At 68.1% G+C, this 25,085-nt stretch carries 26 protein-coding genes and 1 pseudogene; 10 read left to right on the plus strand and 17 right to left on the minus strand.

Translation table 11 applies throughout. The features are described 5' to 3' along the window. Positions 1–16: 16 nt before the first annotated feature. Both A9X01_RS14195 and A9X01_RS14200 read right to left on the minus strand, forming a co-directional pair. Positions 17–1,054, minus strand: coding sequence for an Rv0497 family membrane protein (locus tag A9X01_RS14195; RefSeq protein WP_065121442.1), 1,038 nt, complete (start codon positions 1,052–1,054; stop codon positions 17–19). Further along, positions 1,054–2,070: a Ppx/GppA family phosphatase gene (locus A9X01_RS14200; RefSeq protein WP_065121386.1), complete on the minus strand. Its 1,017-nt coding sequence runs from the start codon at positions 2,068–2,070 to the stop codon at positions 1,054–1,056. The genes A9X01_RS14195 and A9X01_RS14200 overlap by 1 nt, the downstream gene beginning before the upstream one ends. Positions 2,071–2,176: 106 nt before the next feature. Between A9X01_RS14200 and A9X01_RS14205 the strand changes: the two genes are divergently transcribed. Continuing rightward, positions 2,177–2,956, plus strand: a complete 780-nt coding sequence (locus A9X01_RS14205; protein ID WP_065121387.1) for a DUF3109 family protein — start codon at positions 2,177–2,179, stop codon at positions 2,954–2,956. 4 nt (positions 2,957–2,960) lie between these two features. Here the strand turns inward: A9X01_RS14205 and A9X01_RS14210 are convergent, their stop codons facing one another. Continuing rightward, entirely contained in the window at positions 2,961–3,686 is a 726-nt protein-coding gene (locus A9X01_RS14210) for a FadR/GntR family transcriptional regulator (RefSeq protein WP_065121388.1), read from the minus strand. 45 nt (positions 3,687–3,731) lie between these two features. On the opposite strand from A9X01_RS14210, the gene A9X01_RS14215 reads away from it, so the two are divergent. Genes A9X01_RS14215 through A9X01_RS14225 form a run of 3 tightly spaced genes read left to right on the plus strand, consistent with a single transcriptional unit; the run spans position 3,732 to position 6,900 of the window. Beyond that, the gene (locus A9X01_RS14215; RefSeq protein WP_065121443.1) at positions 3,732–4,682 is read left to right on the plus strand and encodes a tocopherol cyclase family protein; all 951 of its coding nucleotides are present in this window, start codon (positions 3,732–3,734) and stop codon (positions 4,680–4,682) included. Continuing rightward, entirely contained in the window at positions 4,679–5,020 is a 342-nt protein-coding gene (locus A9X01_RS14220; protein WP_065121389.1) for a hypothetical protein, read from the plus strand. The genes A9X01_RS14215 and A9X01_RS14220 overlap by 4 nt, the downstream gene beginning before the upstream one ends. Beyond that, positions 5,017–6,900, plus strand: coding sequence for a GMC family oxidoreductase (locus A9X01_RS14225; protein ID WP_065121390.1), 1,884 nt, complete (start codon positions 5,017–5,019; stop codon positions 6,898–6,900). Before A9X01_RS14220 ends, A9X01_RS14225 begins: the two co-directional genes overlap by 4 nt. On the opposite strand, the gene regX is transcribed toward A9X01_RS14225, so the two are convergent. The 6 genes from regX to A9X01_RS14255 form a co-directional block, all read right to left on the minus strand. Next, entirely contained in the window at positions 6,882–7,565 is a 684-nt protein-coding gene (gene regX, locus A9X01_RS14230; protein WP_065121391.1) for a two-component sensory transduction protein RegX, read from the minus strand. The genes A9X01_RS14225 and regX overlap by 19 nt on opposite strands. Continuing rightward, the gene (locus A9X01_RS14235) at positions 7,565–8,806 is read right to left on the minus strand and encodes a sensor histidine kinase (RefSeq protein WP_155772089.1); all 1,242 of its coding nucleotides are present in this window, start codon (positions 8,804–8,806) and stop codon (positions 7,565–7,567) included. Before A9X01_RS14235 ends, regX begins: the two co-directional genes overlap by 1 nt. Positions 8,807–8,941: 135 nt before the next feature. Continuing rightward, positions 8,942–9,697 (minus strand): phosphoglyceromutase, encoded by a 756-nt coding sequence (locus tag A9X01_RS14240; protein ID WP_065121393.1) that lies wholly within the window; start codon positions 9,695–9,697, stop codon positions 8,942–8,944. A gap of 86 nt (positions 9,698–9,783) precedes the next feature. Then, positions 9,784–10,287 carry a type III secretion system chaperone family protein gene (locus A9X01_RS14245; protein ID WP_065121394.1) on the minus strand — a complete coding sequence of 168 codons (504 nt, stop codon included), beginning with the start codon at positions 10,285–10,287 and terminating at the stop codon, positions 9,784–9,786. Next, positions 10,284–11,615 (minus strand): D-inositol-3-phosphate glycosyltransferase, encoded by a 1,332-nt coding sequence (gene mshA / locus A9X01_RS14250; RefSeq protein ID WP_253849128.1) that lies wholly within the window; start codon positions 11,613–11,615, stop codon positions 10,284–10,286. The genes A9X01_RS14245 and mshA overlap by 4 nt, the downstream gene beginning before the upstream one ends. A 54-nt stretch (positions 11,616–11,669) precedes the next feature. Beyond that, complete coding sequence (locus tag A9X01_RS14255; protein ID WP_155772090.1) at positions 11,670–12,986, minus strand: ROK family transcriptional regulator; 1,317 nt, start codon at positions 12,984–12,986, stop codon at positions 11,670–11,672. 182 nt (positions 12,987–13,168) lie between these two features. Here A9X01_RS14255 and A9X01_RS14260 point away from each other — a divergent pair, with 182 nt between their 5' ends. Further along, positions 13,169–13,930 carry an SDR family oxidoreductase gene (locus A9X01_RS14260; RefSeq protein ID WP_065121395.1) on the plus strand — a complete coding sequence of 254 codons (762 nt, stop codon included), beginning with the start codon at positions 13,169–13,171 and terminating at the stop codon, positions 13,928–13,930. Here A9X01_RS14260 and A9X01_RS14265 read toward each other — a convergent pair. Continuing rightward, positions 13,905–15,281 carry a L,D-transpeptidase gene (locus A9X01_RS14265; RefSeq protein WP_155772091.1) on the minus strand — a complete coding sequence of 459 codons (1,377 nt, stop codon included), beginning with the start codon at positions 15,279–15,281 and terminating at the stop codon, positions 13,905–13,907. The genes A9X01_RS14260 and A9X01_RS14265 overlap by 26 nt on opposite strands. Before the next feature lie 51 nt (positions 15,282–15,332). Continuing rightward, entirely contained in the window at positions 15,333–16,433 is a 1,101-nt protein-coding gene (locus A9X01_RS14270; RefSeq protein ID WP_065121397.1) for a UDP-N-acetylmuramate dehydrogenase, read from the minus strand. A 26-nt stretch (positions 16,434–16,459) separates the two neighbouring features. On the opposite strand from A9X01_RS14270, the gene A9X01_RS14275 reads away from it, so the two are divergent. From A9X01_RS14275 to A9X01_RS14285, 3 genes are read left to right on the plus strand one after another with little or no spacing between them, the layout of a single operon-like run. After that, positions 16,460–16,966: a DUF2505 domain-containing protein gene (locus A9X01_RS14275; RefSeq protein ID WP_065121398.1), complete on the plus strand. Its 507-nt coding sequence runs from the start codon at positions 16,460–16,462 to the stop codon at positions 16,964–16,966. 24 nt (positions 16,967–16,990) lie between these two features. Further along, positions 16,991–17,821, plus strand: coding sequence for a carbon-nitrogen hydrolase family protein (locus A9X01_RS14280; protein ID WP_065121399.1), 831 nt, complete (start codon positions 16,991–16,993; stop codon positions 17,819–17,821). Then, the gene (locus A9X01_RS14285; RefSeq protein ID WP_065121400.1) at positions 17,818–18,849 is read left to right on the plus strand and encodes an LmeA family phospholipid-binding protein; all 1,032 of its coding nucleotides are present in this window, start codon (positions 17,818–17,820) and stop codon (positions 18,847–18,849) included. The genes A9X01_RS14280 and A9X01_RS14285 overlap by 4 nt, the downstream gene beginning before the upstream one ends. Positions 18,850–18,851: 2 nt before the next feature. Here the strand turns inward: A9X01_RS14285 and deoC are convergent, their stop codons facing one another. From deoC to A9X01_RS14315, 6 genes are all read right to left on the minus strand, one after another. Continuing rightward, entirely contained in the window at positions 18,852–19,532 is a 681-nt protein-coding gene (gene deoC / locus A9X01_RS14290) for a deoxyribose-phosphate aldolase (protein ID WP_065121401.1), read from the minus strand. Then, positions 19,532–19,969 (minus strand): DUF2599 domain-containing protein, encoded by a 438-nt coding sequence (locus A9X01_RS14295; RefSeq protein WP_065121402.1) that lies wholly within the window; start codon positions 19,967–19,969, stop codon positions 19,532–19,534. The genes deoC and A9X01_RS14295 overlap by 1 nt, the downstream gene beginning before the upstream one ends. 3 nt (positions 19,970–19,972) lie before the next feature. Then, on the minus strand, positions 19,973–20,263 hold the full coding sequence (locus A9X01_RS14300; protein ID WP_065121403.1) for a DUF2516 family protein: 291 nt from the start codon (positions 20,261–20,263) through the stop codon (positions 19,973–19,975). 141 nt (positions 20,264–20,404) lie between these two features. Then, positions 20,405–21,052: a heparin-binding hemagglutinin HbhA gene (gene hbhA, locus A9X01_RS14305; protein ID WP_065121404.1), complete on the minus strand. Its 648-nt coding sequence runs from the start codon at positions 21,050–21,052 to the stop codon at positions 20,405–20,407. Positions 21,053–21,249: 197 nt separating this feature from the next. After that, the gene (locus A9X01_RS14310) at positions 21,250–21,666 is read right to left on the minus strand and encodes a helix-turn-helix domain-containing protein (protein ID WP_065034542.1); all 417 of its coding nucleotides are present in this window, start codon (positions 21,664–21,666) and stop codon (positions 21,250–21,252) included. A gap of 87 nt (positions 21,667–21,753) precedes the next feature. Beyond that, positions 21,754–23,121, minus strand: a complete 1,368-nt coding sequence (locus tag A9X01_RS14315) for a DUF445 domain-containing protein (RefSeq protein WP_436405266.1) — start codon at positions 23,119–23,121, stop codon at positions 21,754–21,756. Between the two features lie 139 nt (positions 23,122–23,260). On the opposite strand from A9X01_RS14315, the gene A9X01_RS14320 reads away from it, so the two are divergent. Both A9X01_RS14320 and pcaA read left to right on the plus strand, forming a co-directional pair. Continuing rightward, complete coding sequence (locus tag A9X01_RS14320; protein WP_065121447.1) at positions 23,261–23,974, plus strand: TetR/AcrR family transcriptional regulator; 714 nt, start codon at positions 23,261–23,263, stop codon at positions 23,972–23,974. 246 nt (positions 23,975–24,220) lie between these two features. Then, a pseudogene (pcaA, locus tag A9X01_RS14325) lies at positions 24,221–25,085 on the plus strand (cyclopropane mycolic acid synthase PcaA).

The following is a 25,085-nucleotide window of genomic DNA, read 5'->3' on the forward strand; positions in this document are numbered from 1 at the left end:
TGTCTGTCTGTTGCGCCTAACCCGTTTGCAGCAGGGCCATGGGCCCGAGGGTGATCAGCGCACCCACCGCGACCGCGATCAAAGTGCTGGCGATGTCCTCTGTCTTGCGGACCACGCGCACCCCCACCACCAATCCCAGGATGACCAGCACCGACAGCACCAACGCCACGATGGAGTTCCAGCGCCAGAGCTGGTCGAAGGCGATGAACAACCCGGCACCGAAAGCCACCGCGAGGATCGACTGCAGCACCGTCAGTAAGCCGGCGCCGATCGCCGCCATCCGGTCGGACGAGCGCCGTGGCCGGACTGCGCGGTCGGAATCCTCGGGTTCGCCCTCGTCGAACAGGTCGGGCACGCTGCGCCGCCGCGCCACCTCGTCGGCCAGGGACTGCCCGCCGAAGAGGGTGTGCTCCTCGTCGTCGTCGGATCCCTGTAGATAGGAACGCACATACGCGGAGTCCTCGACCGCCGTTTCGGCTTCGCGGACCTCGCTGTCCATGACATCCACGGACGCGTCGGTGTAATGGCCCACCGGGTCGGGACTCATGCCCTCGGCGCCGGACCGCTGGCCCTGCTCGTCAGCGACGTCCAAGTCGACGTCGAGGTGGCGCAGCGGTCGTGGGTACTCGCTACGTTCGGGTCCGGTCTTGCGCTGCGCAATCGGTTCGGACTTGGGCCAGCGGGGCTCCGGTTCGGACCAGTACACCGATTTCGTCTCGGGTTCGACGTCCGCTTCGGGCTCGGCGAGGGCGGCCTCGACCGGCTCGGCCTCAACCGGCTTGGCCTCAACCGGCTTGGCCTCGACCGCGTCCGGTTCGGCGACCTGGATGCCGCTGGTGGCGGGCGCCGGGCGGGACGGCTCTTGGTGGCGCTCCTCGTGGCGCTCGTCGCGGATAACGGGAATCTCGCCGGTCAGCTCGGCGACGCTGATCGAGTCGTCACCACGGCGACGACGGCGCCGGCGGGTGACCGCTGGGGCGCCGATGGTGCCGTTCCTGGCCAGCAGCTCGGCCACCGAGATTTGCTTGGTCTCCTCGGATTCAGGTCCGGTCATCATTTGCTGCCTCTCGATCGGGTGGGCGCGGTCCGATCAACTAACACGCCTCCAGCATCGCGCACCGGAGTCTGCATGAGCGCGGTTCCGTCGGCTTCGCTGTCGAGTTTGCGCAGGATGAGACCTTCCCGTAGCGCCCACGGGCAGATCTCCACCGCTTCAATCGACAGCGCTCGCATACTCGCCTCCGCTACCAGAGCTCCCGCCACGATCTGCGGCGCACGCTCGGCGCTCACTCCTTCCAGTTCGGCCCGGTCAGCGGTCGTCATCCTAGAGATGAAAGATATGAGTTGTCTGAGGCCGTTTGCTGTGAGCGTCCGCTTCACCCGCGGCCCGGCGGCCGACGGGGCGGCGCCGGTGAGCCGCGCCAGCGACCGGAACGTCTTCGACGTGGCGACCGCGAGGTCGGGTTCACCGGCCTCCAGGACCGTTGCGGCGGCGTCGGCGAGCTCAGCGTCCAGCCAGTCGCGCAGCATCGCCACCCGGCGCCGGCCGGGCGGGTCGTCGGGTAGCCATTCCCGGGTCAGCCGCCCGGCGCCCAACGGTAGCGACATCGCGACCTCGGGCTCCTCATCCACTCCGCTGGACACCTCCAGCGACCCGCCGCCGATGTCGAGGTTGACGATGCGTCCCGCGCTCCATCCGAACCAGCGCCGCACGGCCAGGAAGGTCAGGCGGGACTCGTCGACGCCGCGCAGCACCTGCAACTCGAGACCGGTCTCCTTGCGCACCCGGGCCAGCACGTCGTCGGAGTTCTCGGCGTCGCGGACCGCGGACGTGGCGAACGCCATCAGCTCGGCGCAGCCCGAGCTGACCGCGATCTTGGCGAATTCGTCGATGGTGGAGATCAGCTTGTCGGCGCCGCGCTTGGTGATTTTGCCGGAGCTGTCGGTCGCCTCGGCCAGGCGCAGGGTGGCCTTGGTGGAGCTCATCGGGGTCGGATGCCCGCCCCGATGCGCGTCAACCACCAATAAATGGACGGTATTGCTACCCACGTCCAGCACGCCCAATCGCACGAACTAAAAGTAGCGTGCGTGGCGATCGTGACCTGCCGGGCGGTGCGCGACTCGCGCTCGGCGGCGAACACGGTAGCCACCGCGATACTGGACTAACGTTGCAAGCGTGGAGAACTCGCGGCCCGGGCAGGAGGTCGAACTGGACTTCGCCCGCGAATGGGTGGAGTTCTACGACCCCGACAACCCTGAGCACTTGATCGCGGCCGACATGACCTGGCTGCTGTCGCGCTGGACCTGCGTGTTCGGCACGCCCGCCTGCCAGGGCACGGTGGCAGGCCGTCCGGACGACGGGTGCTGCTCACACGGCGCGTTCCTGTCCGACGACGACGACCGCGCCCGACTGGACGACGCGGTGCAGAAGCTGACCAGCAAGGACTGGCAGTTCCGGGACAAGGGCCTGGGCCGCAAGGGGTATCTCGAGCTCGACGAATACGACGGCGAGCCGCAATATCGCACCCGCAAGCACAAGAATGCGTGCATCTTCCTGAATCGGCCGGGCTTCCCCGGCGGCGTCGGGTGCGCGCTCCACAGCAAAGCCCTGAAGCTGGGCGTGCCGCCGCTGACCATGAAGCCCGACGTCTGCTGGCAGCTGCCGATCCGCCGCAGCCAGGACTGGGTGACGCGGCCCGACGGCACCGAGATCCTCAAGACCACCCTCACCGAATACGACCGCCGTGGTTGGGGTTCCGGGGGTGCCGACCTGCACTGGTACTGCACCGGGGATCCGGCGGCGCACGTCGGCGCGCAGCCGGTGTGGCAGAGCCTGGCCGACGAGCTCACCGAACTCCTCGGCGAGAAGGCCTACGCGGAGTTGGCCGCAATGTGCAAGCGCCGCAGCCAATTAGGGCTTATCGCAGTCCACCCGGCGACGCGCGCTGCCGAGTAACGCCTCAGCTGGCGCCATTGCCCTTGGTATACGCAAGGACCATGCGCAGCGCGCTCGCGTTTGCGTAGGCCTCCACCGCGGTGGCAGCGGCCGCGGCATCGTGTGCGCGCACCGCGTCGGCGATTGCCTGCAGGTCCGCCAGCACCGCGCCGGCGTCGTCATATGCTCCGGTGAGTTCGTGTTCACGGCCGCCGAAGGCGTGTTCCACCCAGCGATACAGCAAACCCAGCGCCCGGTTGCGGGTGCTGTGGATCAGGACATGAAAGAAAGCCAGATCGGCCGTCTGGCGCGCGGCGGCGGTGGCGGTGTCCCGCACCGCGTTCAGCGCGGTAGTCAACGCCTCGCCGTCCTCCGCGGTGCCGCGCTCGGCCGCCAGCCGGCCGATCAGCGGGCCCAGTGCCCCCCGAATCTCGAGTAACTCGACCAGGAAATCCGGGCCCAGCCTGCGCACCAGAGCCTCGACCACCGCCGGATGAGTGAGGCCTTCGGGGTCGCACACCACGCTGCCGCTGCCGTGCCGAACTTCGATCAGCCCCATCTGTTGCAGGCGGGCCAGGCCTTGGCGCAACGAGGTGCGGTTGACCCCGAGTTGATCTGCGAGTTCGCGCTCCGGCGGCAGCGTCGAGCCCGGCGGGAAGACGCCATCGAGGATCGCGTCGGCAATCGACGCGGCGATCTGTTCGTCGACGCGCTGGCGGTCGGGCGGAGGTATCGGAGTTGACTGGTTCATTGGCTCAACCAATATAGTAGGCTCGAGATGACGAAGGGAACAGCCGTGGATGGCGAAATGCACTCAGCGGTGGCTCCGCGCTGGCGGGGGAAGCCCGGACGCCTGGAAGTCTGGTACTCCACGCTCACCGACCCGGCCACCCGCGCCGCCCTGTGGGTGCACTGCGAGACGGTCGCCCCCGCCGCCGGTGAGCCCTACGCGCTCGGCTGGGCGACCTGGTTCCCGCCCGACGGACCGCCGCGCACCGAGCGCTTCGGCCCCGAGCCCGTCCAGCCCTCCTCGGGCCCGGACTGGTTCCGGGCAGCGGGCGCGGTGGTGGGTCCGGAGAAGCTGAGCGGGCACGCGCGATCCATCGCCTGGGACCTGTCCTGGAAGGACACCGCGGCACCGCTGTGGACATTCCCGCGCCTGGCGTGGGAACGCGAGTTGCTGCCCGGCGCCCAGGTCGTGCTCGCACCCACCGCTGACTTCACCGGCGCACTGACCATCGACGGCAGCGCCGTTGCCGTCGACAACTGGCGCGGCAACGTCGCCCACATCTACGGGCACGGCAACGCCAAGCGCTGGGCCTGGGTGCACGCCGACCTCGGGGACGGCGATGTCTTGGAGGCCGTTGCCGCGGTATCACACAAGCCCGGGCTCAACCGCCTGGCGCCGCTGGCGTTCATCCGCTTCCGCATTGACGGAAAGGACTGGCCCACAAGCGGATTACCGTCACTGCGGATGCGAACAACGCTCGGCGTGCAGCACTGGCAGCTGGAGGGCCGCATCGGTCGCCGCGACGTGCTGATCCGGGTCGATCAGCCCCCGGAGCGGTGCGTGAGCCTGGAATACACCGATCCCGACGGCGGCAAGTGCGTATGCACCAACACCGAGCAGGCCGACGTCTACGTGGAACTCGGTGACCGGCGGTGGGCGGTGCAGGGGACCGGTCACGCCGAAGTCGGCCTGCGCGGCGCCGACGCTCCCGCTGTCAATGAGAGGACACCACAATGAGTTTCGCTCTGGATCCACCGCTGCTGTTCGCCTCGGGGGTGCTCATTGAGCGCCATGTCCCGGTGCAGCGCCGCGAGGTTGTCGAGGCGGCCGTGATGGGCGTGTTCTTCGCCGGATCGTTCGGCCTCTACAACAACGTGCCCGGGCTGGGCTTCCTGTGGCGTCCGTTCCGCGCCCAGAACGGCCGCGACTTCATGTGGAACAGTGGGGTTTTCGGCGTCGACACCGCGAAGGCGGAGTGGCCCCTGCACGCGGCGGCCGGCGGGATCTTCGCGACCTACCCGTTCTTCCTCAAGCTCGGACGCGGCGTCGGGCGACTGCTGTCCGCCCGCTCATGAGCCGCCTGACGGAACGAGCGACCGCTTCCTTCGGCACCGCGCTGCTTCCCGAGGAGCACGGCGGGCCCTCGCCCGAACAGTTCGTCGCACGCGTCGACCGCTATCTCAACCGGATGCCGGCCACTTCCAGGCTGGCGGTGCGGACGGGGTTGATGTCGCTGGCGGCGGCGAGTTATCTCACCACCGGGCGCTCGATGGCCCGCCTGGATCCCGCCCGGCGCGCCCAGGTGCTGCACCGTATCGCCGGGCTGAGCCCCGACGCCGGGGCCGCCGTCGAGGGCATGAAGGTGATCGGACTGTTGGCCAACGGCGCCGACAGCTACGCGACCGAACTGCTCTCCCGCGCCCAGCGCGACGCCGTGGCCCGCCCGGACGCCGCGCTGGACGTCACCCCGTCGACCGAGTGCGCCTCGGTCATCACGACCGATGTGGTGATCGTCGGCTCCGGCGCCGGAGGCGCGATGGCGGCCCGCACCCTGGCCCGGGCCGGACTCGATGCCGTCGTCCTGGAAGAAGGCCGGCGCTGGACCGTCGAGGAGTTCCGCACCACCCACCCCATGGACCGTTACGCCGGTTTGTACCGCGGCGCCGGCGCCACCGTCGCGCTGGGCCGTCCGACGGTCGTGCTGCCCATGGGCCGGGCCGTCGGCGGCACCACCGTGGTCAATTCCGGGACCTGTTTTCGCCCACCGCGCGACGTGCAGCAACGGTGGCGCGACCAATTCGGGCTGGCCCTGGCCGACCCGGACCGGTTCGGTGCCTACCTCGACGAGGTCGAGCACACGCTGCAGGTCGCGCCGGCCCGCCGCGACGTGATGGGCCGCAACGGCAACCTGCTGCTCGAGGCCGCGGATTCGCTGGGCTGGCAGGCCGCACCCATTCCGCGTAACGCGCCGGGGTGTGCGGGCTGCTGTCAGTGCGCGATCGGCTGCCCGCACAACGCCAAATACGGGGTCCATCTCAACGCGTTGCCGCAGGCGTGCGCCGCCGGCGCGCGCATCATCTCCCAAGCCCGTGTCGAGCGGGTGCTGGTTCAGGACGGGCGTGCTCGCGGGGTGCGTGCCCGTCGGCCGGACGGCACCGCGATCGACATCCTGGCCGCCACCGTGGTGATCGCCGCGGGCGCCACCGAGACACCGATGCTGTTGCGGCGCAGTGGTCTTGGTCGGCACCCGCGGCTGGGCCACAACCTGGCGCTGCACCCGGCGACGATGCTCGCCGGCCGCTTCGACGATGACGTCTACGCCTGGCGCGGCATCCTGCAGAGCGCGGCCGTGCACGAGTTCCACGAGTCCGACGGCGTGCTGATCGAGGCCACCTCCACACCGCCGGGCATGGGTTCGATGGTGTTTCCCGGCTACGGCGCCGAACTGCTGCGCTGGCTGGACCGCGCCCCGCAGGTGGCGACCTTCGGCGCGATGGTGGCCGATGAGGGAGTCGGCTCGGTGTTGTCGGTGCGCGGCGAGACGCTGGTGCGCTACGACATCGCGCAGGGCGACATCGCCAAGCTGCGGGTAGCGCTGGAGACCATCGGGAAGTTGCTGTTCGCCGCGGGTGCCGTGGAGGTGCTCACCGGCCTGCCCGGCGCGATGACGGTGCGGTCGATGCCCGAGCTGCGCGAGGTGCTGGCTCGCAGCAACCCGCGCAGCCTGCATCTGGCGGCCTTCCACCCGACCGGCACCGCGGCCGCCGGTTCCGACGCGCAGGTGTGTCCGGTCGACGCGACGGGACGGTTACGGGGTGTCGACGGGGTGTGGGTGGCGGATGCGTCGGTGCTGCCCAGCTGCCCCGAGGTGAATCCGCAGCTGTCCATCATGGCGGTGGCACTGGCGGTGGCCGACGAGGTGGCGGGCAGCCTGAATCAGCCCTCCAGCTTGTAGCCCAGTCCCCGCACCGTCACCAAGTGCACCGGGTTGGCCGGGTCCGCCTCGATCTTGGAGCGCAGCCGCTTGACGTGTACGTCGAGGGTCTTGGTGTCGCCGACGTAGTCTGCCCCCCAGACCCGGTCGATCAACTGACCGCGGGTCAGTACCCGTCCGCTGTTGCGCATCAGGTACTCAAGTAGGTCGAATTCCTTGAGCGGCAACGTGATTGTGTCGCCGTTCACCGAAACGACGTGCCGCTCGACATCCATCCGGACCGGTCCGGACTCGAGCACTCCGTCGCTGATCTCCGAGTCGTCGTCACCGCCGCGGCGCAGCACGGCCCGGATCCGGGCGATCAACTCGCGCGCGGAGTAGGGCTTGGTGACGTAGTCGTCGGCGCCCAACTCCAGGCCGACCACCTTGTCGATCTCGCTGTCGCGGGCGGTGACCATGATCACCGGCACACCCGAGCGGGCGCGCAATTGCTTGCAAACCTCGGTGCCGGACATGCCCGGCAGCATCAAATCCAGCAGCACGATGTCGGCGCCGGCGCGGTCGAACTCGGCGAGCGCCGCGGGTCCGTCGGTCACCACCGTGGCCTCGAAACCCTCTTTACGCAGCAGAAACGCCAGCGGGTCCGCCAGCGACTCCTCGTCCTCCACGATCAATACGCTGGTCATTATCGGCTCAGCTCTTCCTCTCGTTGTGGCCGGCCTGGCCTTTTCTCGCGGCTCAGGAGTTGCTCGGCCTGGTCGTTGTCCTCCTGCGGCGGCGTCGATGCCTGCCCGTCGGCCGGAATGGACAGCGTGAAGGTCGACCCGGTCCCGGGCTTGCTCCAGACCCCGATGCTGCCGCCGTGGTTGGCCGCGACATGCTTGACGATCGCCAACCCCAGCCCACTTCCGCCGGTGGCGCGCGAGCGCGCCTTGTCGCCGCGGAAGAAGCGCTCGAAGACGCGCTCCTGGTCCTCCAGGGCGATTCCGATGCCCCGGTCGGTGACGGCGATCTCGATGTTGTCGCCGCGCCGGCGGCGGCTGATCGAGACCAGCGAGCCGCGCGGCGAATAGGCGATCGCGTTGGACACCAGGTTGGCCAGGGCGGTCACCAGCAGGGTTTGGTCGCCCACCACTTGCAGCCCGCTCGGGGCGTCGGTCCGGACCTCGATCTCGGCGTTCTCGGCGGCCACCTTGTGCCGCGCAATCGCTTCGGACACGACGGTGTCGATTTCGACGTCGGTCACGTTGGACAGCCGCTCGGCGCCCTGCAGCCGGGACAGCTCGATCAGCTCGGCGACCATGTCACCCAGGCGGTTGGCCTCGATCAGCACCTTCTCAGCGAACCTGCGCACGGTCTCGGAGTCGTCGGTGGAGGCCAACAGGGCCTCGGCGAGCAAGGCCATCGCACCGACCGGCGTCTTGAGCTCGTGACTGACATTGGCGACGAAGTCGCGCCGCGTCGCCTCCATCCGGGCGTAGTCGGACTGGTCATGGACGAACACCACCGCGAACCGGCGGTCCTCCTCGCTGAGCAACCGGGCATGGCCGTGCACCAACAACCCGGACCGGCCACCGGAACGCTTGGCCGGCGCCAGGTCGAACTCGACGTCTTCCCCGCCCAGAGCTTGCTGGGCGGCCCGCCAGGCCTCGTCGTCGAGCTGCCGGTCGCGGACCAGACCGAGCTCCTTGGCCCGGTTGTTGAGGTAGACGACGTCGCGGTGGGTGTCCACCACCGCCGCCCCCATCGGCATCAACGCGACGATCTGCTGCAGCATCTGGGCGATGGTGATCCCGGTCCATTCGGTGGCCACTCGCTGGCGGCGTTGCCCCACCCGGCCTGACAGCCGGACACCCGCTGCCACACCCACGGCCAATGCCAGCGTGGACAAAACCCCGGCCAGCAACAGTGCCGAGAACACAGTCACACCAGAAATCCTACAAATCAGGTGAACGGTGCCCTAGCGGAGCGCGGCCAAAATCGTACAAGTCACATGCTCCGCCACAGGTGTTCGGCTGCAGTTCACGCGGCGTTTAGCAACCGGCCGCGCGCGCGCCCCAAATCACCCTTTCGCGGTGCCCTGGCTGGCCACCGCTGCGGCTCCGGCCTCGGCCGCGTCCGGGTCCAGATAGGTCCCACCAGGCACGACCGGCCGCAGATCGGCGTCCAGGTCATAGCGCAGCGGGATCCCGGTCGGGATGTTCAGTCCGACGACGTCGTCATCGGACATCCCGTCCAGGTACTTGACCAGGGCACGCAGCGAATTTCCGTGGGCCGCGATCAGCACCGTCTTGCCGATGCGCAGATCCGGCACGATCACGTCGGTGTAATAGGGCAAAAAGCGGTCCACCACGTCGGCCAGGCACTCGGTCAGCGGGCCGCCGTTGATGTTGGCGTAGCGCGGGTCGGTGTCCTGGCTGAACTCGCTGCCCCGCTCGATCTCCGGCGGCGGGGTGTCGTAGCTGCGTCGCCACGCCATGAACTGTTCTTCGCCGTACTTCTCCTTGGTCTTGGCCTTGTCCAGGCCCTGCAACGCCCCGTAATGGCGTTCGTTGAGCCGCCAGCTGCGGTGCACCGGGATCCACAGCCGGTCCGCGGCGTCCAGAGCCAGGTGCGCGGTGCTGATCGCACGCCGCAGCAACGAGGTGTAGAGCACGTCGGGCAGCAGGTTTTGCTCGGCCAGCAGTTCCCCGCCTCGCACCGCCTCGGCGCGGCCCTTCTCGGTCAGGCCGACGTCGACCCATCCGGTGAACAGATTGCGGGCATTCCAGTCGCTTTCGCCGTGGCGCAGCAGCACCAATGTGCCAATGTCTCCCATGCGGGAAAGTCTCTCACGCTCATCGAGCGTGGGGCGTACGGAGGAGTTCGAGCGGGTTCGCGTACCGCAGGCCCACGCTCGACGAGTCAGTCCTCTTCGTCCTCGATGAGATGTGCGAATGCCTCGAGGTTCTTCAGCGACTCACCGCGCGACACCCGCCAGTCCCACTCTTTCTGGATCGACGAGCGAAAACCCAACTCCAGCAACGTATTGAAGTCCGAGTCGACCGCTTCGAGCACCTGGCCCAGCACCCGGTCGATCTCGTCGGCGTCAACGGAAGCCAGCGACATCCGCCCGACCAGGTAGATGTCGCCGACGTTGTCCAAGGTGTAGGCGACCCCGTAGAGCCGGCGGTTGCGCTTGAGCAGGAACCGGTACACACCCTCGTGGTTCTCGTCGGGCTTGCGGCACACGAACGCCTCGACCCGCACCGAATGCTCCCCGATGCTCAAGATGGTGTTGGTCTTCAGCCGACGCTCGCCGGGTAACTCGACAATGATGCCCGGCAACCCGCCCCGCGCCCCGGCGTGCTTCGAGTACTGCAGATCGCTGCCGCGCAGCGCGTCCTCGATAACCTGCTCGACGCTCACGCACCCACCCCGCGACGCGCTGTCCAGCGGCGGGGCTTGCGCTTGGCGGTGAGATCACGGAGATCACGCACGCGGCGCTGCCGGTCAGCGGTGAAGTCACCGATCGCACGCCGGTAGCTGGCCAGCAATGCGTCGGTGGTGTTCTCCCAGGAGAAAGTGGCCGCATGCTTGGCCGCGGCGCGGCTCATCGCCCAGCCCTGCGGGCCGGCGCCGATGCGCAGCAGGTGGTCGATGGCGTCGGCCCACTGTCCGACATCGTGTCCGGACACCAGCGTGCCGGTGACCCCGTCGCGCACCGCCACCGGCAGCCCGCCGACCGCGGCCGCCACCACGGGCGTGCCGCAGGCCTGCGCCTCGACCGCGACCAGGCCGAACGACTCCGAATAACTCGGCACCGCGACCAGGTCCGCCGCATGGAACAAGGTCGCCAGCTCGGAGCGGGACTGCGGGGGCAGGAACGTCACCCGTTCGGCGATGCCCAGCTCGTCGGCCAAGCGTGCCAGCCCGTCCGGCGAGGCCAGCCCGCTGCCCGACGGCCCCCCGGCGACGATGATCCGCACACCCGGCAGTCTGGCCGCCGCGCGCAGCACGATGTCGGGCGCTTTGAGCGGCTGGATCCGTCCGACGAACGCCACCACCGGCTCGTCCGCGGCGAGTCCCAGTGCGTGCCGGGCCGCCGCTCGGTCACCGGGTGAGAACACGTCCAGGTCGACACCGGGGTGCACCACATCGATGCGCGACGGATCCGCGTGATGCAACGAAATCAATTGACGTGCTTCGTCTTCGGTGTTGACGATTAACCGGTCAGCCTCATCGACGACCTGCTGTTCGCCGATCGTGCGCATCGGCGGCTCGGCCGTGTCGCCCTCGGCCAGGGTGGCGTTCTTGACCGCGGCCAGCGTGTGCGCGGTATGCACCAGCGGCACCGCCCACCGGTCCCGCGCCAGCCAGCCGACCTGTCCGGACAGCCAGTAGTGGGAGTGCACGATGTCGTAGTAACCCGGCTCGTGCGCGGCCTCCGCGCGCAGCACACTGGCGGCGAAGGCACACAGCTGAGTCGGCAGGTCGTATTTGTCCAAGCCCTCGAACGGCCCCGCCACCACGTTGCGCACCAGCACGCCGGGCTCGACGTGCACGATCGCCGGATCGGCCGATGCGGTGGCCCGGGTGAAGATCTCCACCTCGATGCCGCGCCGGGCCAGATGCAGCGCGCTCTGCAACACGTAGACGTTCATTCCGCCGGCATCACCGGTGCCGGGCTGCGCCAGTGGCGACGTGTGTACCGCTAACAGGGCAACCCGACGGGGATCGTCACCGGCATAACGCACACTGTCATCTTTACAGGACGCGCGGATCCGAACCGTCGCGAGCAGGTCAGAGCGCTACTTGGCGATCGCCTCGGGCTCGGCGCCGGCGCCGCGGCTGCCGATCACCCCGGACCTGCGCATCGCGCTCAACGGGTCGGCATACAAGCTGTCCAGCGAGGTGATGCCGGCGCCGGCCTCCTGCACCCGGTTGCCGAAGGCGGTGACGCGGATATCCCGGGGTGGCAGCACCGAGCGGGCCGCGAAGGCCGCCTCGACGTCCTGCATTGCCTCCGGATATTCGGTGAACGCCTGCCCGCCGACCACCAACTCGTCCGGGTTGAGCAGGTCGCGCAGCAAGGCGACGGCCTCGCCCAGCACCCGGGCACGTTCGGTCAGCAGTTCCCTGGCCTGTTGGTTGCCGGACCGGGCCAGCCGCAGCAGGTCGGTGGTCGCGCCGGCCGAGGCACCAGCGCGGTTGCTGGGGGCGACACCCGGCAGGATCCGCAGCCGTCGGGCGGCCGCCAGCACCGCCTCGTCGCTGACGGTGGACTCCAATTGACCGGTGCCGCCCAGCAATTCGGATTGCACCGGCAGCGCGGCAATGGTGCCCGGACCGCTGGCCGGGCAATGCACCCGTCCGCCGATCACCAGCGCGTAGCCCACCGTCTCGCGCGCATACACATACAGGCTGGTCGAGGAGCCGGGGGCGAACCGCCGCATGCCGAGCAACAGTTCGGCACCGGCCATGGCGTCGACGTGGGCCGCGACCGACACCGGCAGCCCGAGCGCGTCGGCCAGCACCGGGCCGACCGGAGCCTGTCGCCAGCCCAGCCGCGGGTGGTCGACCAAGCCGTTGGCACTGTCGACGGTGCCACCGATCGACACCCCGACCCACAGCGCCCGCCGCCGGTGCCAACGCTGCAGGTAGCGGCTGGCGCTGTGCGCGAGCGAGGCCAGCGCCGGGCCCGCGGCGTTGAGCGGCGTCGGAGTCTCGACCGTGTCCAGCGTGCGCCCGAACAGGTCGGTGGCCACGATGCTGGTGGTTCGCGCGCCGATGTGGATGCCGAGCGTGACGAACGGCTCGTGGTTGACCTCGACCGGGACGCGGGGACGTCCAATCGCCCCGGACAGCGCGAGGTCGGCGCGCTCCCGCAGCAGTCCGGCCTCCAGCAAAGCGATGACCTGCCGGTTCACCGTCGCAATGCTCAGCGAGGTGACGTTGGCGATGACGTCGCGTCCGACCGGTCCGCGCAACCGTACGGCGCGGAAGACCGAGGCCGCCGCCGAGTCGGAGAGGTGCAGCGCCGGCGGCACGATCTGGCGATACGACCGCAGCGGTCCCTTAGCGCCGTGGCGCCTGTGTGATTGGTGGGTGAGGGTAGTTGAGTGCACTGGCAGTCCTTGTCCGAGTTCCGATGGCCGGGTCCCTGGCCACACCCGAGACTTGCGTCAGTTCAGGCGCGGCAAAGTGCGCGACAACAACACGCGCCCGCGCAGAGACACGCGGTCGTCGTGTGGAACGTGACGGTGCGGTACACATCGGAAAATTTAGCACGTTTACTAGAGTTGTCTCGGTGAGACCTTCCGAGAGCCGAAATCGAGTAGCGGTGGTAACCGGGGCCAGCTCGGGCATCGGTGAAGCAACCGCGAAAACGCTTGCTACACAGGGCTTTCACGTCGTCACGGTGGCCCGTCGGACGGACCGGATCAATGCGCTGGCAGCAGAGATCGGCGGCACCCCGATTGTGGCCGATGTCACAAAAGACGAGGACGTGGCCGCGCTGGCCCGGGGATTGGACCGGGTAGATGTGCTGGTCAACAACGCCGGCGGGGCCCGTGGGCTGGCGCCGGTGGCCGATGCCGACATGGCGCACTGGCGGTGGATGTGGGAGACCAACGTGCTGGGCACGTTGCGGGTGACCCGCGCGCTGCTACCCAAGCTGATCGATTCCGGCGACGGCCTGATCGTCACCGTGACTTCCATTGCCGCACTTGAGATTTACGATGGCGGAGCCGGCTACACGGCGGCTAAACACGCGCAGGGCGCGCTGCACCGCACGCTGCGCGGCGAGCTGCTGGGCAAGCCGGTACGCCTCACCGAGGTTGCTCCGGGGGCGGTCGAGACCGAGTTTTCGCTGGTTCGCTTCGACGGCGATCAGCAGCGCGCGGAGGCCGTTTACACCGGCATGACGCCGCTGGTGGCAAACGATGTGGCTGAGGTGATCGGCTTCGTGGCATCACGGCCGCCGCACGTCAACCTCGACCAAATCATCATCCGCCCGCGCGATCAGGCCTCAGCGACCCGTCGGTTCAACCACCTGGACGAGAAGAGCTAGGAGAGCTCGACGTCGTGGTGGGCGTGCCGGACAGGCTCGGCGCGGTAGAGGGGGTGGCCGGTGCCGTCACCGGAATCTGGGTGCCAGGCGGGCGCGCGGCCGGGGGCGGCAGGGCCGACATCGACACCCAGGTGTCCCAGTCCACGGCCCAGTCCCAGATGTCGCCGTCAGAGTAGGACAGCTGGATGGTGCTGCCGGTCACCTCGACCGGGTCGCCGTAGATCGCCGTCTGGAAGTACTCCGCGGCGTCGGACGTCGACAGGTTGATGCAGCCGTTGGTGACGTTGCTGTTGCCCTGTGCGCCGGCGCTCATCGGGTTGGCGTGGATGAACTCGCCGTTGTTGGAGATCCGCACCGCCCAGCGCTCGTGCACGTTGCTGTAGCCCGCGGCCGGGTTGGACATGTAGAAGTCGGCGTACTTCTCGGTGACGACGTGGATGCCGTTGCGGGTGACGTTGCGGGCCTTGTCGGCCTCGCCGTAGCTGCACGGGAAGTCCATGATGACGCCGGCGTCGGTGACCACCTGGATGCGGTGCGACGACACCTCGGCCTTGACCACCTGACGGCGGCCGATCTGGATGTTCAACGAGAAGTCCTGCGCGCCGTAGGCACCGTCTCCGAACGGCAGGCCGTAGAGCTTGGCGTCGACGTTGACCGTGGTGCCGGCCGGGTAGTACTCGCGCGGGCGGTAGTGGATGCGGGCGCCCTTGGCCTCGTCGGGCAGCCAGGCCCAGCTCCCCTCGACCGGCGGGTTGGTGGTGACGGTGAGCGCCCGCTCGACGGCGGCCTTGTCGGCGATCGGCGCGTCGAACTGGATGATGATCGGCGCCGCGATGCCCACCGTCTGGCCGTCGGCGAGCTGGAATCCGCCGTCGATCTTCTTCTTCGGCGTCACGGTGATGAACTTGCCCGCCACCGGAATGGCCTTGCCGTCGTGGCCGACGGCGGAGCCGCTCCAGGTGTATGTGGTGTCGTATCCCAGCGGCTCGGTGGTCATGAACACCGTGCGGTCCTGGTTGAACGTGCCGGCGACGGGCTTGCCGGCGGAATTGGTCAGCGCGACCCGCTGAAACCAGCCGTCACTGACCTGGACGCTGATCGGCGCGATCGGCACCACGTCCTCGGTCGCATCGGCCGGCTGGTAGGTCAGTTTGGGCGCCGGGGGCGGCTTCTTCTCGGCGTGCGGGAGGCTGGTCTTTCCGGCGCAGGCGGCCAGGACGCTGGGTGCGAACACGCCGACACCCAGGGCTGCCAGAGCCCGGCGTCGGTTGATCGCCCCGCCATTTCGGGGGGCGCTGGGAGTGCTCACAACAGTTAAAGATACCGGGCGAAACACCCTCTCCCCCACCACAAAGAGCCGCGGCGGGGCGTCAACGACGTGCCTGAAGTGGCAAACCAGCAGCTACAAGTCGCACCCGACCAGGACTGGTTCGGGTATCAATGTGATACCAAACACATCACGAACCCCATCCTTCACAGCGCGGGCTAAAACCATCACGTCCGCCGCGGTGGCGCCGCCCCGGTTCGTCACCGCCAGCGCGTGCTTGGTTGAAAGCCGGCACGGGGCCGTCTCGTCGTGCGGGTAGCCCTTGCCGAAACCGGCCCGTTCCACCAACCAGCCCGCCGCCAGCTTGACCCCGTCCGGCGCGGGGTAATGCGGCACCTCGCCCTGCGTCTGCTCGACCAGCCGCGCATAGACCTCCGGGGTGACGACCGGGTTGGTGAAGAACGACCCCACACTCCAGGTGTCGTGGTCGGTGGGATCGAGCACCATGCCCTTGCGGGCCCGCAGCGCCAGCACCGCCGCCCGGACCGCCTGCGGGTCACCCCGCTCGCCGCTGGCGACGCCCAGGGCCGCCGTCAGCTCCCCGTAGCGCAACGGGGCGCTGCGTCCCGACGCATCCAAGCCGAACTCCACTTCCAGCACCACGGCCGGCACTCCCAGTCCGTCCGCACGCTTGAGCACGCTGGTGCGGTAGCCGAATCCGAGTTCGTCGGGATCGGCCCAGCGCACCTCGCCGCTGCCCCGATCCAACAACCGCACCCGGGTGATGGTGTCGGAGACCTCGACGCCGTAGGCGCCGACGTTTTGCACCGGCGTCGCCCCGGCCGAACCGGGAATGCCCGACAGGCACTCCAACCCGCCCAGGCCCTCCTGGATCGACCGGACCACCACGTCGTCCCACACCGCGCCGGCTTCCGCGCGCACCAGGTTGCCCTCGACGGTGACGCCGGCATTGGCCAACCGCACCACGGTCAGGTCGGCCAGGCCGTTCCCGAGCACCAGGTTGGATCCACCAGCAAACACCAGGACGGGCCGGTCCGCGCCGTCACGGGATTCGGCGTCGAGCTGCCGCAAAACGGCGATCACCTGATCGCTGCTCTCACAAGTTATTACGCGACGCGCCACCGGACCCACCCGCAATGTCGTCAACGGCGCAAGGGAAACCGACTCTGCGACGTGCGCACCGGCAAAGACTGAACCGGGCTCGCTCGGTTTCATGGCCGCTAACGGTAGCGTGGCCAGCTATGCCGCGTTCATTCGACATGTCGGTCGACTACGAGGGCAGCGTTGCAGAGGTCCATCAGGCGTTCCACGACATCGGTTATTGGGAGGGCAGGCTGGCGGAGACGCCGGTTGACATCGCCACCTTGGAGTCGATGCGGATCGACGACGGAACCATCGAGGTCGTCACGCTGCAGACGGTGTGCAGCAACAACCTGCCGGCACTGGTAACCCAGTTGCACCGGGGCGATCTGTGCGTGCGCCGTGAGGAGACCTGGGGCCCGTTGCGGGACGGCATCGCCACCGCCTCCCTCGCCGGATCGATCCTCAGCGCTCCGGTCAACGTGTGGGGAACCGCCGTGCTCGAGCCCAACCCGGAAACCGGCGGATCGCGGATGACACTGCAGGCGACCGTTCAGGTTCGGGTCCCGTTCATCGGCGGGAAGTTGGAGCGTCTGATCGGCAACGAACTCGGCAACCTGGTGGCCATCGAGCAGCGCTTCACCACCTCGTGGATCGCCAGCGGCTAGTGCAGTCGCTCTAAGCTGGCGGTCATGCGCATCGCGTTGGCCCAGATCCTCAGCGGCACCGATCCGGCCGCAAATCTGCAGCTGGTGCGCGAGTACACCGAGCGTGCCGCCGATGCCGGCGCCAAGCTGGTGGTGTTCCCGGAAGCCACGATGTGCCGATTCGGGGTCCCGCTGGCACCGATCGCCGAACCGCTCGACGGACCCTGGGCCAACGGTGTCCGGCAGATCGCGCGGGACGCCGGCATCACCGTGGTGGCCGGCATGTTCGCCCCGACCAGCGACGGGCGGGTCACCAACACGTTGATCGCGGCGGGCCCCGGCACGCCCAACGAACCGGACACCCGATACGACAAGATCCACCTCTACGACGCTTTCGGCTTCACCGAGTCGCGCAAGGTCGCGCCCGGCCGCGAACCGGTCGTCATCACCGTCGACGGGGTCGGAGTGGGGTTGACCACCTGTTATGACGTGCGGTTTCCGGCGCTGTACACCGAACTGGCCGACCGGGGAGCGCAATTGATCGTCGTGGCCGCATCCTGGGGCGCCGGGCCCGGCAAACTCGAGCAGTGGACGCTGCTCACCCGCGCGCGGGCGTTGGACTCGACCAGCTACGTCGCCGCGGCCGGTCAGGCCGACCCGGGCGACTCGGCCAACGGCAAGGGCGCGCCGACCGGTGTGGGTGGCAGCCTGATCGCCTCCCCGCTGGGCGAAGTGGTGGCATCGGCGGGATCCCAACCGGAACTGGTGGTTGCTGACCTGGCTCTGGATGCGGTGGATGCGGCGCGGAAGAACATTGCGGTGCTGCGCAACCGCTCAAGCTTTGTTCAGCTTGATAGGGCAGAATCACCTGGGTGACGACTCCGCAGGGACCACGAAACGAAGGCCCATCCGGTTGGGCGCGTCCGGGCGATCAAGGCCCGCTCGGCCGACCCCCGGCACCGGGCGCTGGTCCCCAGGGGGGACCGCTACATCCCGGCGGACCCCGGTACCAGCCGCCGCCCGGCCAGCCGCAACAGCCGGCACAGGAGCAGGCGGCGGCCAATGCGGACACCAGGCGCATTCACACGCCGCCACCCAACCTGGCGGGCGACCGCACCACACCGATCGGCCGACCCCAGGAAGACACGGGCGAGGTCAAGAAGAAAAAGCGTAGGCTGCGCGATCCGCTGTCGATCCTGCTCGTCTTGATCATCGTGTTCGCGCTGGTAGTCGCGGGGCTCATCGGCACCGAGCTGTACGTGCGGAACGAGGCCAACAACAAGATCGCGGCCGCGGCGGCTTGTGTGACGAAAGACCAGGCGACCGCCTCGTTCGGGGTGACGCCACTGGTGACGTGGCAGGTGCTCACCGACCACTACACCAACATCACGGTCGAGACGGCCGGGAACCAGATCCGCGACGCCAAGGGCATGAAGCTGCAGCTCAGCGTCCAGGACATCAAGCTGGACAAGACCTCCGACTCCAAGGGCACGATCGGCGCGATCGACGCCACCATCACCTGGACGTCGCAAGGCATCAAGGAGACCGTTCAGAACGCGATCCCGATTCTGGGCGAGTTCGTCACCAGCAGCGTCACCACCCATCCCCAGGATCAGACCGTTGAGCTCAAAGGTTTGCTGAACGACATCGTCGCCAAGCCGGTGGTGTCCGACGGCGGGTTCAGGCTGGAGATCGTCAGCTTCAACACGCTGGGCTTCTCATTGCCGAAGGAGTCCGTGCAGTCCTCGCTGGACGAGTACACCTCGGGCCTGACCAAGAAGTTCCCACTCGGCATTCGCGCCGACAGCGTGCAGGTCACCGACAGCGGCGTCACGAGTCACTTCTCCAGCCGCAACGCCACCATCCCGGCCGGCGAGACCGATCCCTGCTTCGCCGATCTGTGAGTTCAGCCGCGGCTGAGCCCATCCAGCACGACGCGGGTTCCCGATAGGCCCAACCGGGTGGCGCCCGCCTCCAGCATCGCCAGGGCGTCGGCGGCGGTCCGGATTCCGCCGCTGGCCTTGACGCCCAGCCGTCCGCCGACGGTCGCGGCCATTACCTCGACCGCCCGCACGCTCGCCCCGCCGGCGGGATGGAAACCGGTGGAGGTCTTCACGAAGTCGGCGCCCGCGTCCGCGGCGACCCGGCACACCTCGCTCAGCATCCGCTCGTCCGCGTGGGCCAACAGCGCAGCCGACTCCAGGATCACCTTCAGCACCGCGCCGTCCGCCGCGGCGCGCACCGCCGCGATGTCCGAGTGCACCGCATCCAGCGCGCCGGCCAACGCGGACCCGACGTCGATCACCATGTCGATCTCGACGGCGCCGGCGGCCACGGCCGTTGCGGCCTCCTGAGCCTTGATCGCCGACACGTGCTTGCCCGACGGGAAACCGGCTACCGCGGCAACCCGGACACCGCCGCTGGCGACGGCGACCGGCACCATCGACGGCGATACACAAACCGCGTACACGCCGAGTTCAGTGGCCTCACCCACCAGCGCCGTCACGTCGGCACGGGTGGCCTCCGGCTTGAGCAGGGTGTGGTCGACCAGCGCGGCCAGCTGCTGCCGAGTGGGACCGACCGGCATCAGAACGGTTCTTCCGGGCTGCCGGGATTGCACCATGTCGCGGCCATCTCGGCGTCGTCGACCACCGGGCGCCACGGCTCGAGATTCCAGCTGGTCTTCCCGGGCTGCACGGTCTCGGCGAACTGCCAGTGACAGACGAACTGCGCACGCATGCCGGGGGTGTCGCCGTCGGGGGCCTGCGACAACACCTCGGCCCAGGCCGCGTCGACGGCGTGGCCGCTACCGGCTTTGGACGCGAGGCGCCCCGAGGGGGTCGGGTAGACCCGCAAACTGGATCCGCGCCCCCAGGACACCCATTCGGTGTGGTCGACGTACGGCGGCGCGTATCCGGGCCCGGAAGAGCCCGCCGAGTCAGCCGCACCGGCATCGGCCAGGGCGGATGGGGCGCCCAGCATCGAGAGCAGCGCCATCGTCGGCGCCAACAGCAGGAGTTTCATCCGCTAGTGCGACTTGCCCTGCACTTCGAGAAGCTTCGGCCGCACGTCGACCAGATACACGCCCGTTGCGATGGCGGCGATTGCCACGCCCAGCACTCCGAACACGACGCCGAGGATCGACGCGAGCGCGACCGCGCCGCCGAGCATCGCCAACCACACTGGCTTGGTGAGCTTCTCGGCCGCGGTGTACGCGTCGGAGCGCTGCATTGCCGCATGCACGAACGCATACACCGCCGTCACCAAGACAGCGACCTGCAAGACGTAGAGGACGATAGTCACGGCGCGCACGCCCATAAGACTATGCGGGCCGCGCCAAAAACGTCGACTCCGGGGCGCCCCAGCTGGGGCGCCCCGGACCAAAAAGGAAGCACTCGACTCCGGGGCGCCCCAGCTGGGGCGACCCGGAGTCGAGCGGTTCGTTCTCAGATCCCCGAACTACTTCTGGGTGACCTTCTTGGCGGCAGCCTTCTTGGCCGGGGCCTTCTTGGCCGGGGCCTTCTTGGCGGGAGCCTTCTTGGCGGCCGGAGCCGGCGCAGCCTTCTTGGCCGGCGCGGCGGCCTCGGCCTTCTTCGGCAGCTCGATGCCGACCAGCTTGGCGGCCCGCTCGCCCACGGCGCGCGTCTGGGTCGCAACGGTGCCCAGCGCCTCCTGGGTCAGCTCGACAGCCTGGTCGACGTACCCCTCGGCACGCGCGGACGCGTCCTCGAACGTCGACTGGCTGCGGAGCCGCTCGAGAGCCGCCTCGCCACGCTCGACCAGTTCGTTGTACCGGCTGGTGGCAGCCTCCACGTAGCCCTCGGCGGCCTTGCGCAGCTCCTCGGCGGTGAAGCGCTCACGCAGCTCGCTGAACTGCTCGGGCAGGTCCTCCTGCAGCTTGGTCAGGCGAGCGCGGCTCTCCTCAACGCGGCTGCGGGTGTCGGTACGGGTCTCCTCGGCGCGCTCGCGCAGGTTGGTGCGGGTCTCTCCGGCGCGCTCACGCAGGGTCACGATCAGGTCGTTGACGGTGGCCAGAGCCAGGTCGGCCGCGCCGAGCGCAGCAAGGAGCGGAGCCTTGAGGTCCTCGATGTTCGTGTTCTCAGCCATGATGTTTCCTTTCTCTGTTTTCGATATCGGCGTTATTTCCTGAAAGGTGTGGAAGTTGGTGCAAGTGGCGGCTCCCTGAGGGAAGAGTCAAGACCCGCTGATTGACATTGCCTCGCGACTTGCAGAAAACCTCCTGATTAGCCGGGTCGCTTGATGGTCTGTAGTCGAACGTCGCGCGCTGCAAAACGATCGACCGATCAGCCTTCGATCTGTTCGGTGCCAGAATCGCCCTGGCACTCCGCACCGTTGGCCTCGTTCTGCTGCAGGAACGACTCGTAGGTGTCCAGCAGCACCTGCTTCTGGGTTTCGGTGATCGCCGTGTCGGTGACGATCGCGTCGCGCACCTGGCTGGAATCGCGCGGTTCGAGGATCCCGGCTTGCACGTAGAGAACCTCGGCCGAGACCCGCAGCGCCTTGGCGATCTGGCGCAAGACGTCGGCCGACGGCTTGCGCAGTCCGCGCTCAACCTGACTCAGATAAGGGTTGCTGACGCCCGACCTCTCGGCCAGCTGACGCATCGATACCTGTGCCGTCTCGCGCTGTGCCCTGATGAAGCTACCGATGTCAGAAGCCTTGGTGGACACCTTGGTGCCCAGCTTCTCCTCCGGCGGCATTGGTGCACTCCTCGTTGGTGGTTGTTTGCTTACGGCCACCAGGCTACGGAGGAGTGCTTGCTATTGCAAGCGCATGTTAGCACCGTCTCAGAACAGCAACTGGGCGATGGTGTAGATCGCCAGGCCCGCCAGCGCGCCGACGACGGTGCCGTTGATACGGATAAACTGCAGGTCACGGCCCACATGCAGCTCGATCCGACGGCTCGCCTCCTGGGCGTCCCACCGCTCGATGGTCTCGGTAATGATCGCTGTGATCTCTACCCCATATTGCGAAACCAGGTGCTGGGCACCGCGCACCATCCAGTTGTCGACCTTGTCGCGCAGGTCCGCGTCGTCGCGCAACGACTCACCAATCTGGATCACCGCGTCGCCGATGCGGCTGCGCAACGCGCTGGACGGGTCGTCCACTCCCTCCAGGACCAGACGCTTGAGCGTCTTCCACGCGGTCGCGGCCGCATTGGCCACCTCTTCGCGCGCCATCAACTGCTCCTTGACGGCGTCGGCGCGGGCGATGGTGTCCGGGTCGTTCTGCAGGTCGTCGGCGAACTCGAACAGGAACCGGGTTGCCGAGCGGCGCAGTTCGTGGTCGGGATTGCGACGCACCTTGTCGGTGAAGTCCATCAGCTCGCGGTGGATGCGATCCCCGACCAGATGATCGACAAACCGGGGGGACCACGTCGGCGAGTCGCGCTCCACGACCCGCTGAATCACCACGCCGGCGTTCAGCGACCACTGGAACGCCCGATCGGCCAGCAGCTGGATCAATGCCTCCTGGCGGTTCTCGGCCAGCAGGGTTTGCAGCACGCGGCCCACCGGCGGCCCCCACTGCGGTTCGGCGATGCGCCGCACGATCATCTTGTCGATCACCTGTTGGACGTCTTCGTCCCGCAGGAGTTCGACCAGCACCCGCAGCACCGTGGACGTCTCGGCAGCCACCCGCTGGGCGTGTGCGGGTTCGGCGAGCCACTTGCCCAGGCGGCTGGGCACTTCGGCATCGCGCAGCTTGGCCTCGACGACCTCGGGGGACAGGAAGTTCTCCCGCACGAAGGTGCCCAGACCCTCCCCGAGCTGGTCTTTCTTGCGCTTGATGATCGCGGTGTGCGGGATCGGGATGCCCAGCGGGTGCTTGAACAGGGCGGTGACGGCGAACCAGTCCGCCAGCGCACCCACCATGCCGGCCTCCGCCGCGGCGCCGACGTAGCCGACCCACGCCGGCGCGGTGCCGTACGCATTGGCCCACCGGCAAGCCAGAAACACCACGGTGGCGCCGACCAGGAAGCTCAGCGCCACCACCTTCATCCGGCGCAGTGCGGTCCTGCGCTCGGCGTCGGCTCCGGCGTCCGCCCCGGCGAAAGACTCCGCCAGCGAGGGCCGGTTCTGACGCCCGCCAGGTGATCCTGCGCCGAGGCCGGGCCCCCGCGCCGGGCCCGGGGTATCGGCTCTGTGTGCCACCACACCATCATCCGTCATCGAAACCACCGGTTAGTGTTACCCACACTGTTCAGAAGCACTCACGCGCTCGTTGCGATCGGCACAGAGCGCCCCTGCAAGCCGTAGTATCGATGCGTCTATGTAGTGAATGGGAATCGCGACAGTGGCACAACACATGCCGGCTCAGACCGCCAAGACCGATGGTCGAAAGCGGCGTTGGCACCAACACAAGGTGGACCGGCGCAACGAGTTGGTGGACGGCACGATAGAGGCGATCCGCCGCCAGAGCCGTTTTTTGAGCATGGACGAGATAGCCGCGGAGATCGGCGTATCCAAGACCGTGCTCTACCGCTACTTCGTCGACAAGAACGACCTGACCACCGCGGTGATGATGCGGTTCGCTCAGACCACCCTGATCCCCAACATGGCCGCGGCGCTGTCGTCGAACCTGGACGGCTATGACCTGACCCGCGAGGTCATCCGGGTCTACGTCGAAACCATGGCCGCCGAGCCGGAGCCGTACGGCTTCGTGATGGCCAACAGTTCGGGCAGCAAGAGCAAGGTGATCGCGGACTCCGAGCGGATCATCGCGCGGATGATCGCGGTGATGCTGCGCCGCCGCATGCAGGAGGCGGGCCTGGACACCGGCGGCGTTGAGCCCTGGGCCTACCTGATCGTCGGCGGGGTTCAGCTGGCCACCCACTCCTGGATGTCGAATCCGAGAATGAGCAGCGACGAACTGATCGACTATCTGACGATGCTGAGCTGGAGCGCGCTGTGCGGGATCGTCGAAGCGGGCGGATCGCTGGAGAAGTTTCGGGCACAGCCGCATCCGTCGCCGATCGTGCCGGCCTGGGAGCAACAACGGGAGGGTTAGCGCCCCCGCCCGTCGTGTGACATTTGCCATGGCGCTCAGGACCGCCTCCTGGCCTGTTTCCGCCGTGTAACGCCAGCCCACCGGCTTGGACGCCGACTCTCTGTGAATGCCCTGGCAGGCGGGGCCACGATGACGAGGGGGACGCGCTCATCCGCAGCGGCTAGCATGCATGGAATGCACCGAGCGGTGCGCGGCATCCGATGTTCGTGAGCGCGCTCCCGGGTAAACAGAAAGGCTGAAATCGTTATGGCCGTGCAGCTCACGCCGCATTTCGGCAACGTACAGGCGCATTACGACCTGTCCGATGAATTCTTCCGGCTGTTCCTCGACCCGACCCAGACCTACAGCTGCGCGTACTTCGAACGCGACGACATGACCCTGGAAGAGGCGCAGCTGGCCAAGATCGACCTGGCCTTGGGCAAGCTGAACCTCGAGCCGGGCATGACGCTCTTGGACATCGGCTGTGGCTGGGGCGCCACCATGCGCCGCGCCATCGAGAAGTACGACGTGAACGTTATCGGCCTCACCCTGTCCGAGAACCAGGCCACGCACGTCCAGCAGACTTTCGATGCGCTCGACACTCCGCGCACGACCCGGGTGTTGCTGGAGGGCTGGGAGAAATTCCACGAGCCGGTTGACCGGATCGTCAGCATCGGGGCGTTCGAGCACTTCGGCCGGCAGCAGCTACCCCCGGTTTTTCAAGATGGCCCACGAGGTGCTGCCCAGCGACGGCGTGATGCTGCTGCACAGCATCGTGCGTCCCACCTTCAAGGAAGCGCGGGCCAAGGGCCTGTCACTGACCCACGAAATCGTGCACTTCAGCCAGTTCATCCTGGCCGAGATCTTCCCGGGCGGTTACCTGCCGACCGTGCCGGTGGTCGAAGAGCACTCGGCGTCAGCGGGTTTCACGTTGCAGCGAATCCAGTCGTTGCAACTGCACTACGCGCGGACCTTGGAGATCTGGGCCGCCGCGCTGGAAGCCAAGCGGGACCAGGCGATCGCCATCCAGTCAGAGAAGATCTACGACCGGTACATGAAGTACCTGACCGGCTGCGCGAAGCTCTTCCGCGAGGGCTACACCGACGTCTGCCAGTTCACCCTGGCCAAATAG

The sequence above is a fragment of the Mycobacterium asiaticum genome (genome assembly GCF_001668675.1).
In the GTDB taxonomy this organism is placed as follows: domain Bacteria; phylum Actinomycetota; class Actinomycetes; order Mycobacteriales; family Mycobacteriaceae; genus Mycobacterium; species Mycobacterium asiaticum_D.

Bases quoted from the DNA above. Each gene is read 5' to 3' on its own strand.
- A9X01_RS14280 (WP_065121399.1), top strand. From the start codon at position 16,991: ATGCGCATCGCGTTGGCCCAGATCCTCAGCGGCACCGATCCGGCCGCA.
- A9X01_RS14275 (WP_065121398.1), top strand. From the start codon at position 16,460: ATGCCGCGTTCATTCGACATGTCGGTCGACTACGAGGGCAGCGTTGCA.
- A9X01_RS14295 (WP_065121402.1), bottom strand. From the start codon at position 19,969: ATGAAACTCCTGCTGTTGGCGCCGACGATGGCGCTGCTCTCGATGCTG.
- A9X01_RS14225 (WP_065121390.1), top strand. From the start codon at position 5,017: ATGAGCCGCCTGACGGAACGAGCGACCGCTTCCTTCGGCACCGCGCTG.
- A9X01_RS14240 (WP_065121393.1), bottom strand. From the start codon at position 9,697: ATGGGAGACATTGGCACATTGGTGCTGCTGCGCCACGGCGAAAGCGAC.
- A9X01_RS14310 (WP_065034542.1), bottom strand. From the start codon at position 21,666: ATGCCGCCGGAGGAGAAGCTGGGCACCAAGGTGTCCACCAAGGCTTCT.
- A9X01_RS14300 (WP_065121403.1), bottom strand. From the start codon at position 20,263: ATGGGCGTGCGCGCCGTGACTATCGTCCTCTACGTCTTGCAGGTCGCT.
- hbhA (WP_065121404.1), bottom strand. From the start codon at position 21,052: ATGGCTGAGAACACGAACATCGAGGACCTCAAGGCTCCGCTCCTTGCT.
- regX (WP_065121391.1), bottom strand. From the start codon at position 7,565: ATGACCAGCGTATTGATCGTGGAGGACGAGGAGTCGCTGGCGGACCCG.
- A9X01_RS14220 (WP_065121389.1), top strand. From the start codon at position 4,679: ATGAGTTTCGCTCTGGATCCACCGCTGCTGTTCGCCTCGGGGGTGCTC.
- A9X01_RS14270 (WP_065121397.1), bottom strand. From the start codon at position 16,433: ATGAAACCGAGCGAGCCCGGTTCAGTCTTTGCCGGTGCGCACGTCGCA.
- A9X01_RS14210 (WP_065121388.1), bottom strand. From the start codon at position 3,686: ATGAACCAGTCAACTCCGATACCTCCGCCCGACCGCCAGCGCGTCGAC.
- deoC (WP_065121401.1), bottom strand. From the start codon at position 19,532: ATGCCGGTCGGTCCCACTCGGCAGCAGCTGGCCGCGCTGGTCGACCAC.
- A9X01_RS14195 (WP_065121442.1), bottom strand. From the start codon at position 1,054: ATGACCGGACCTGAATCCGAGGAGACCAAGCAAATCTCGGTGGCCGAG.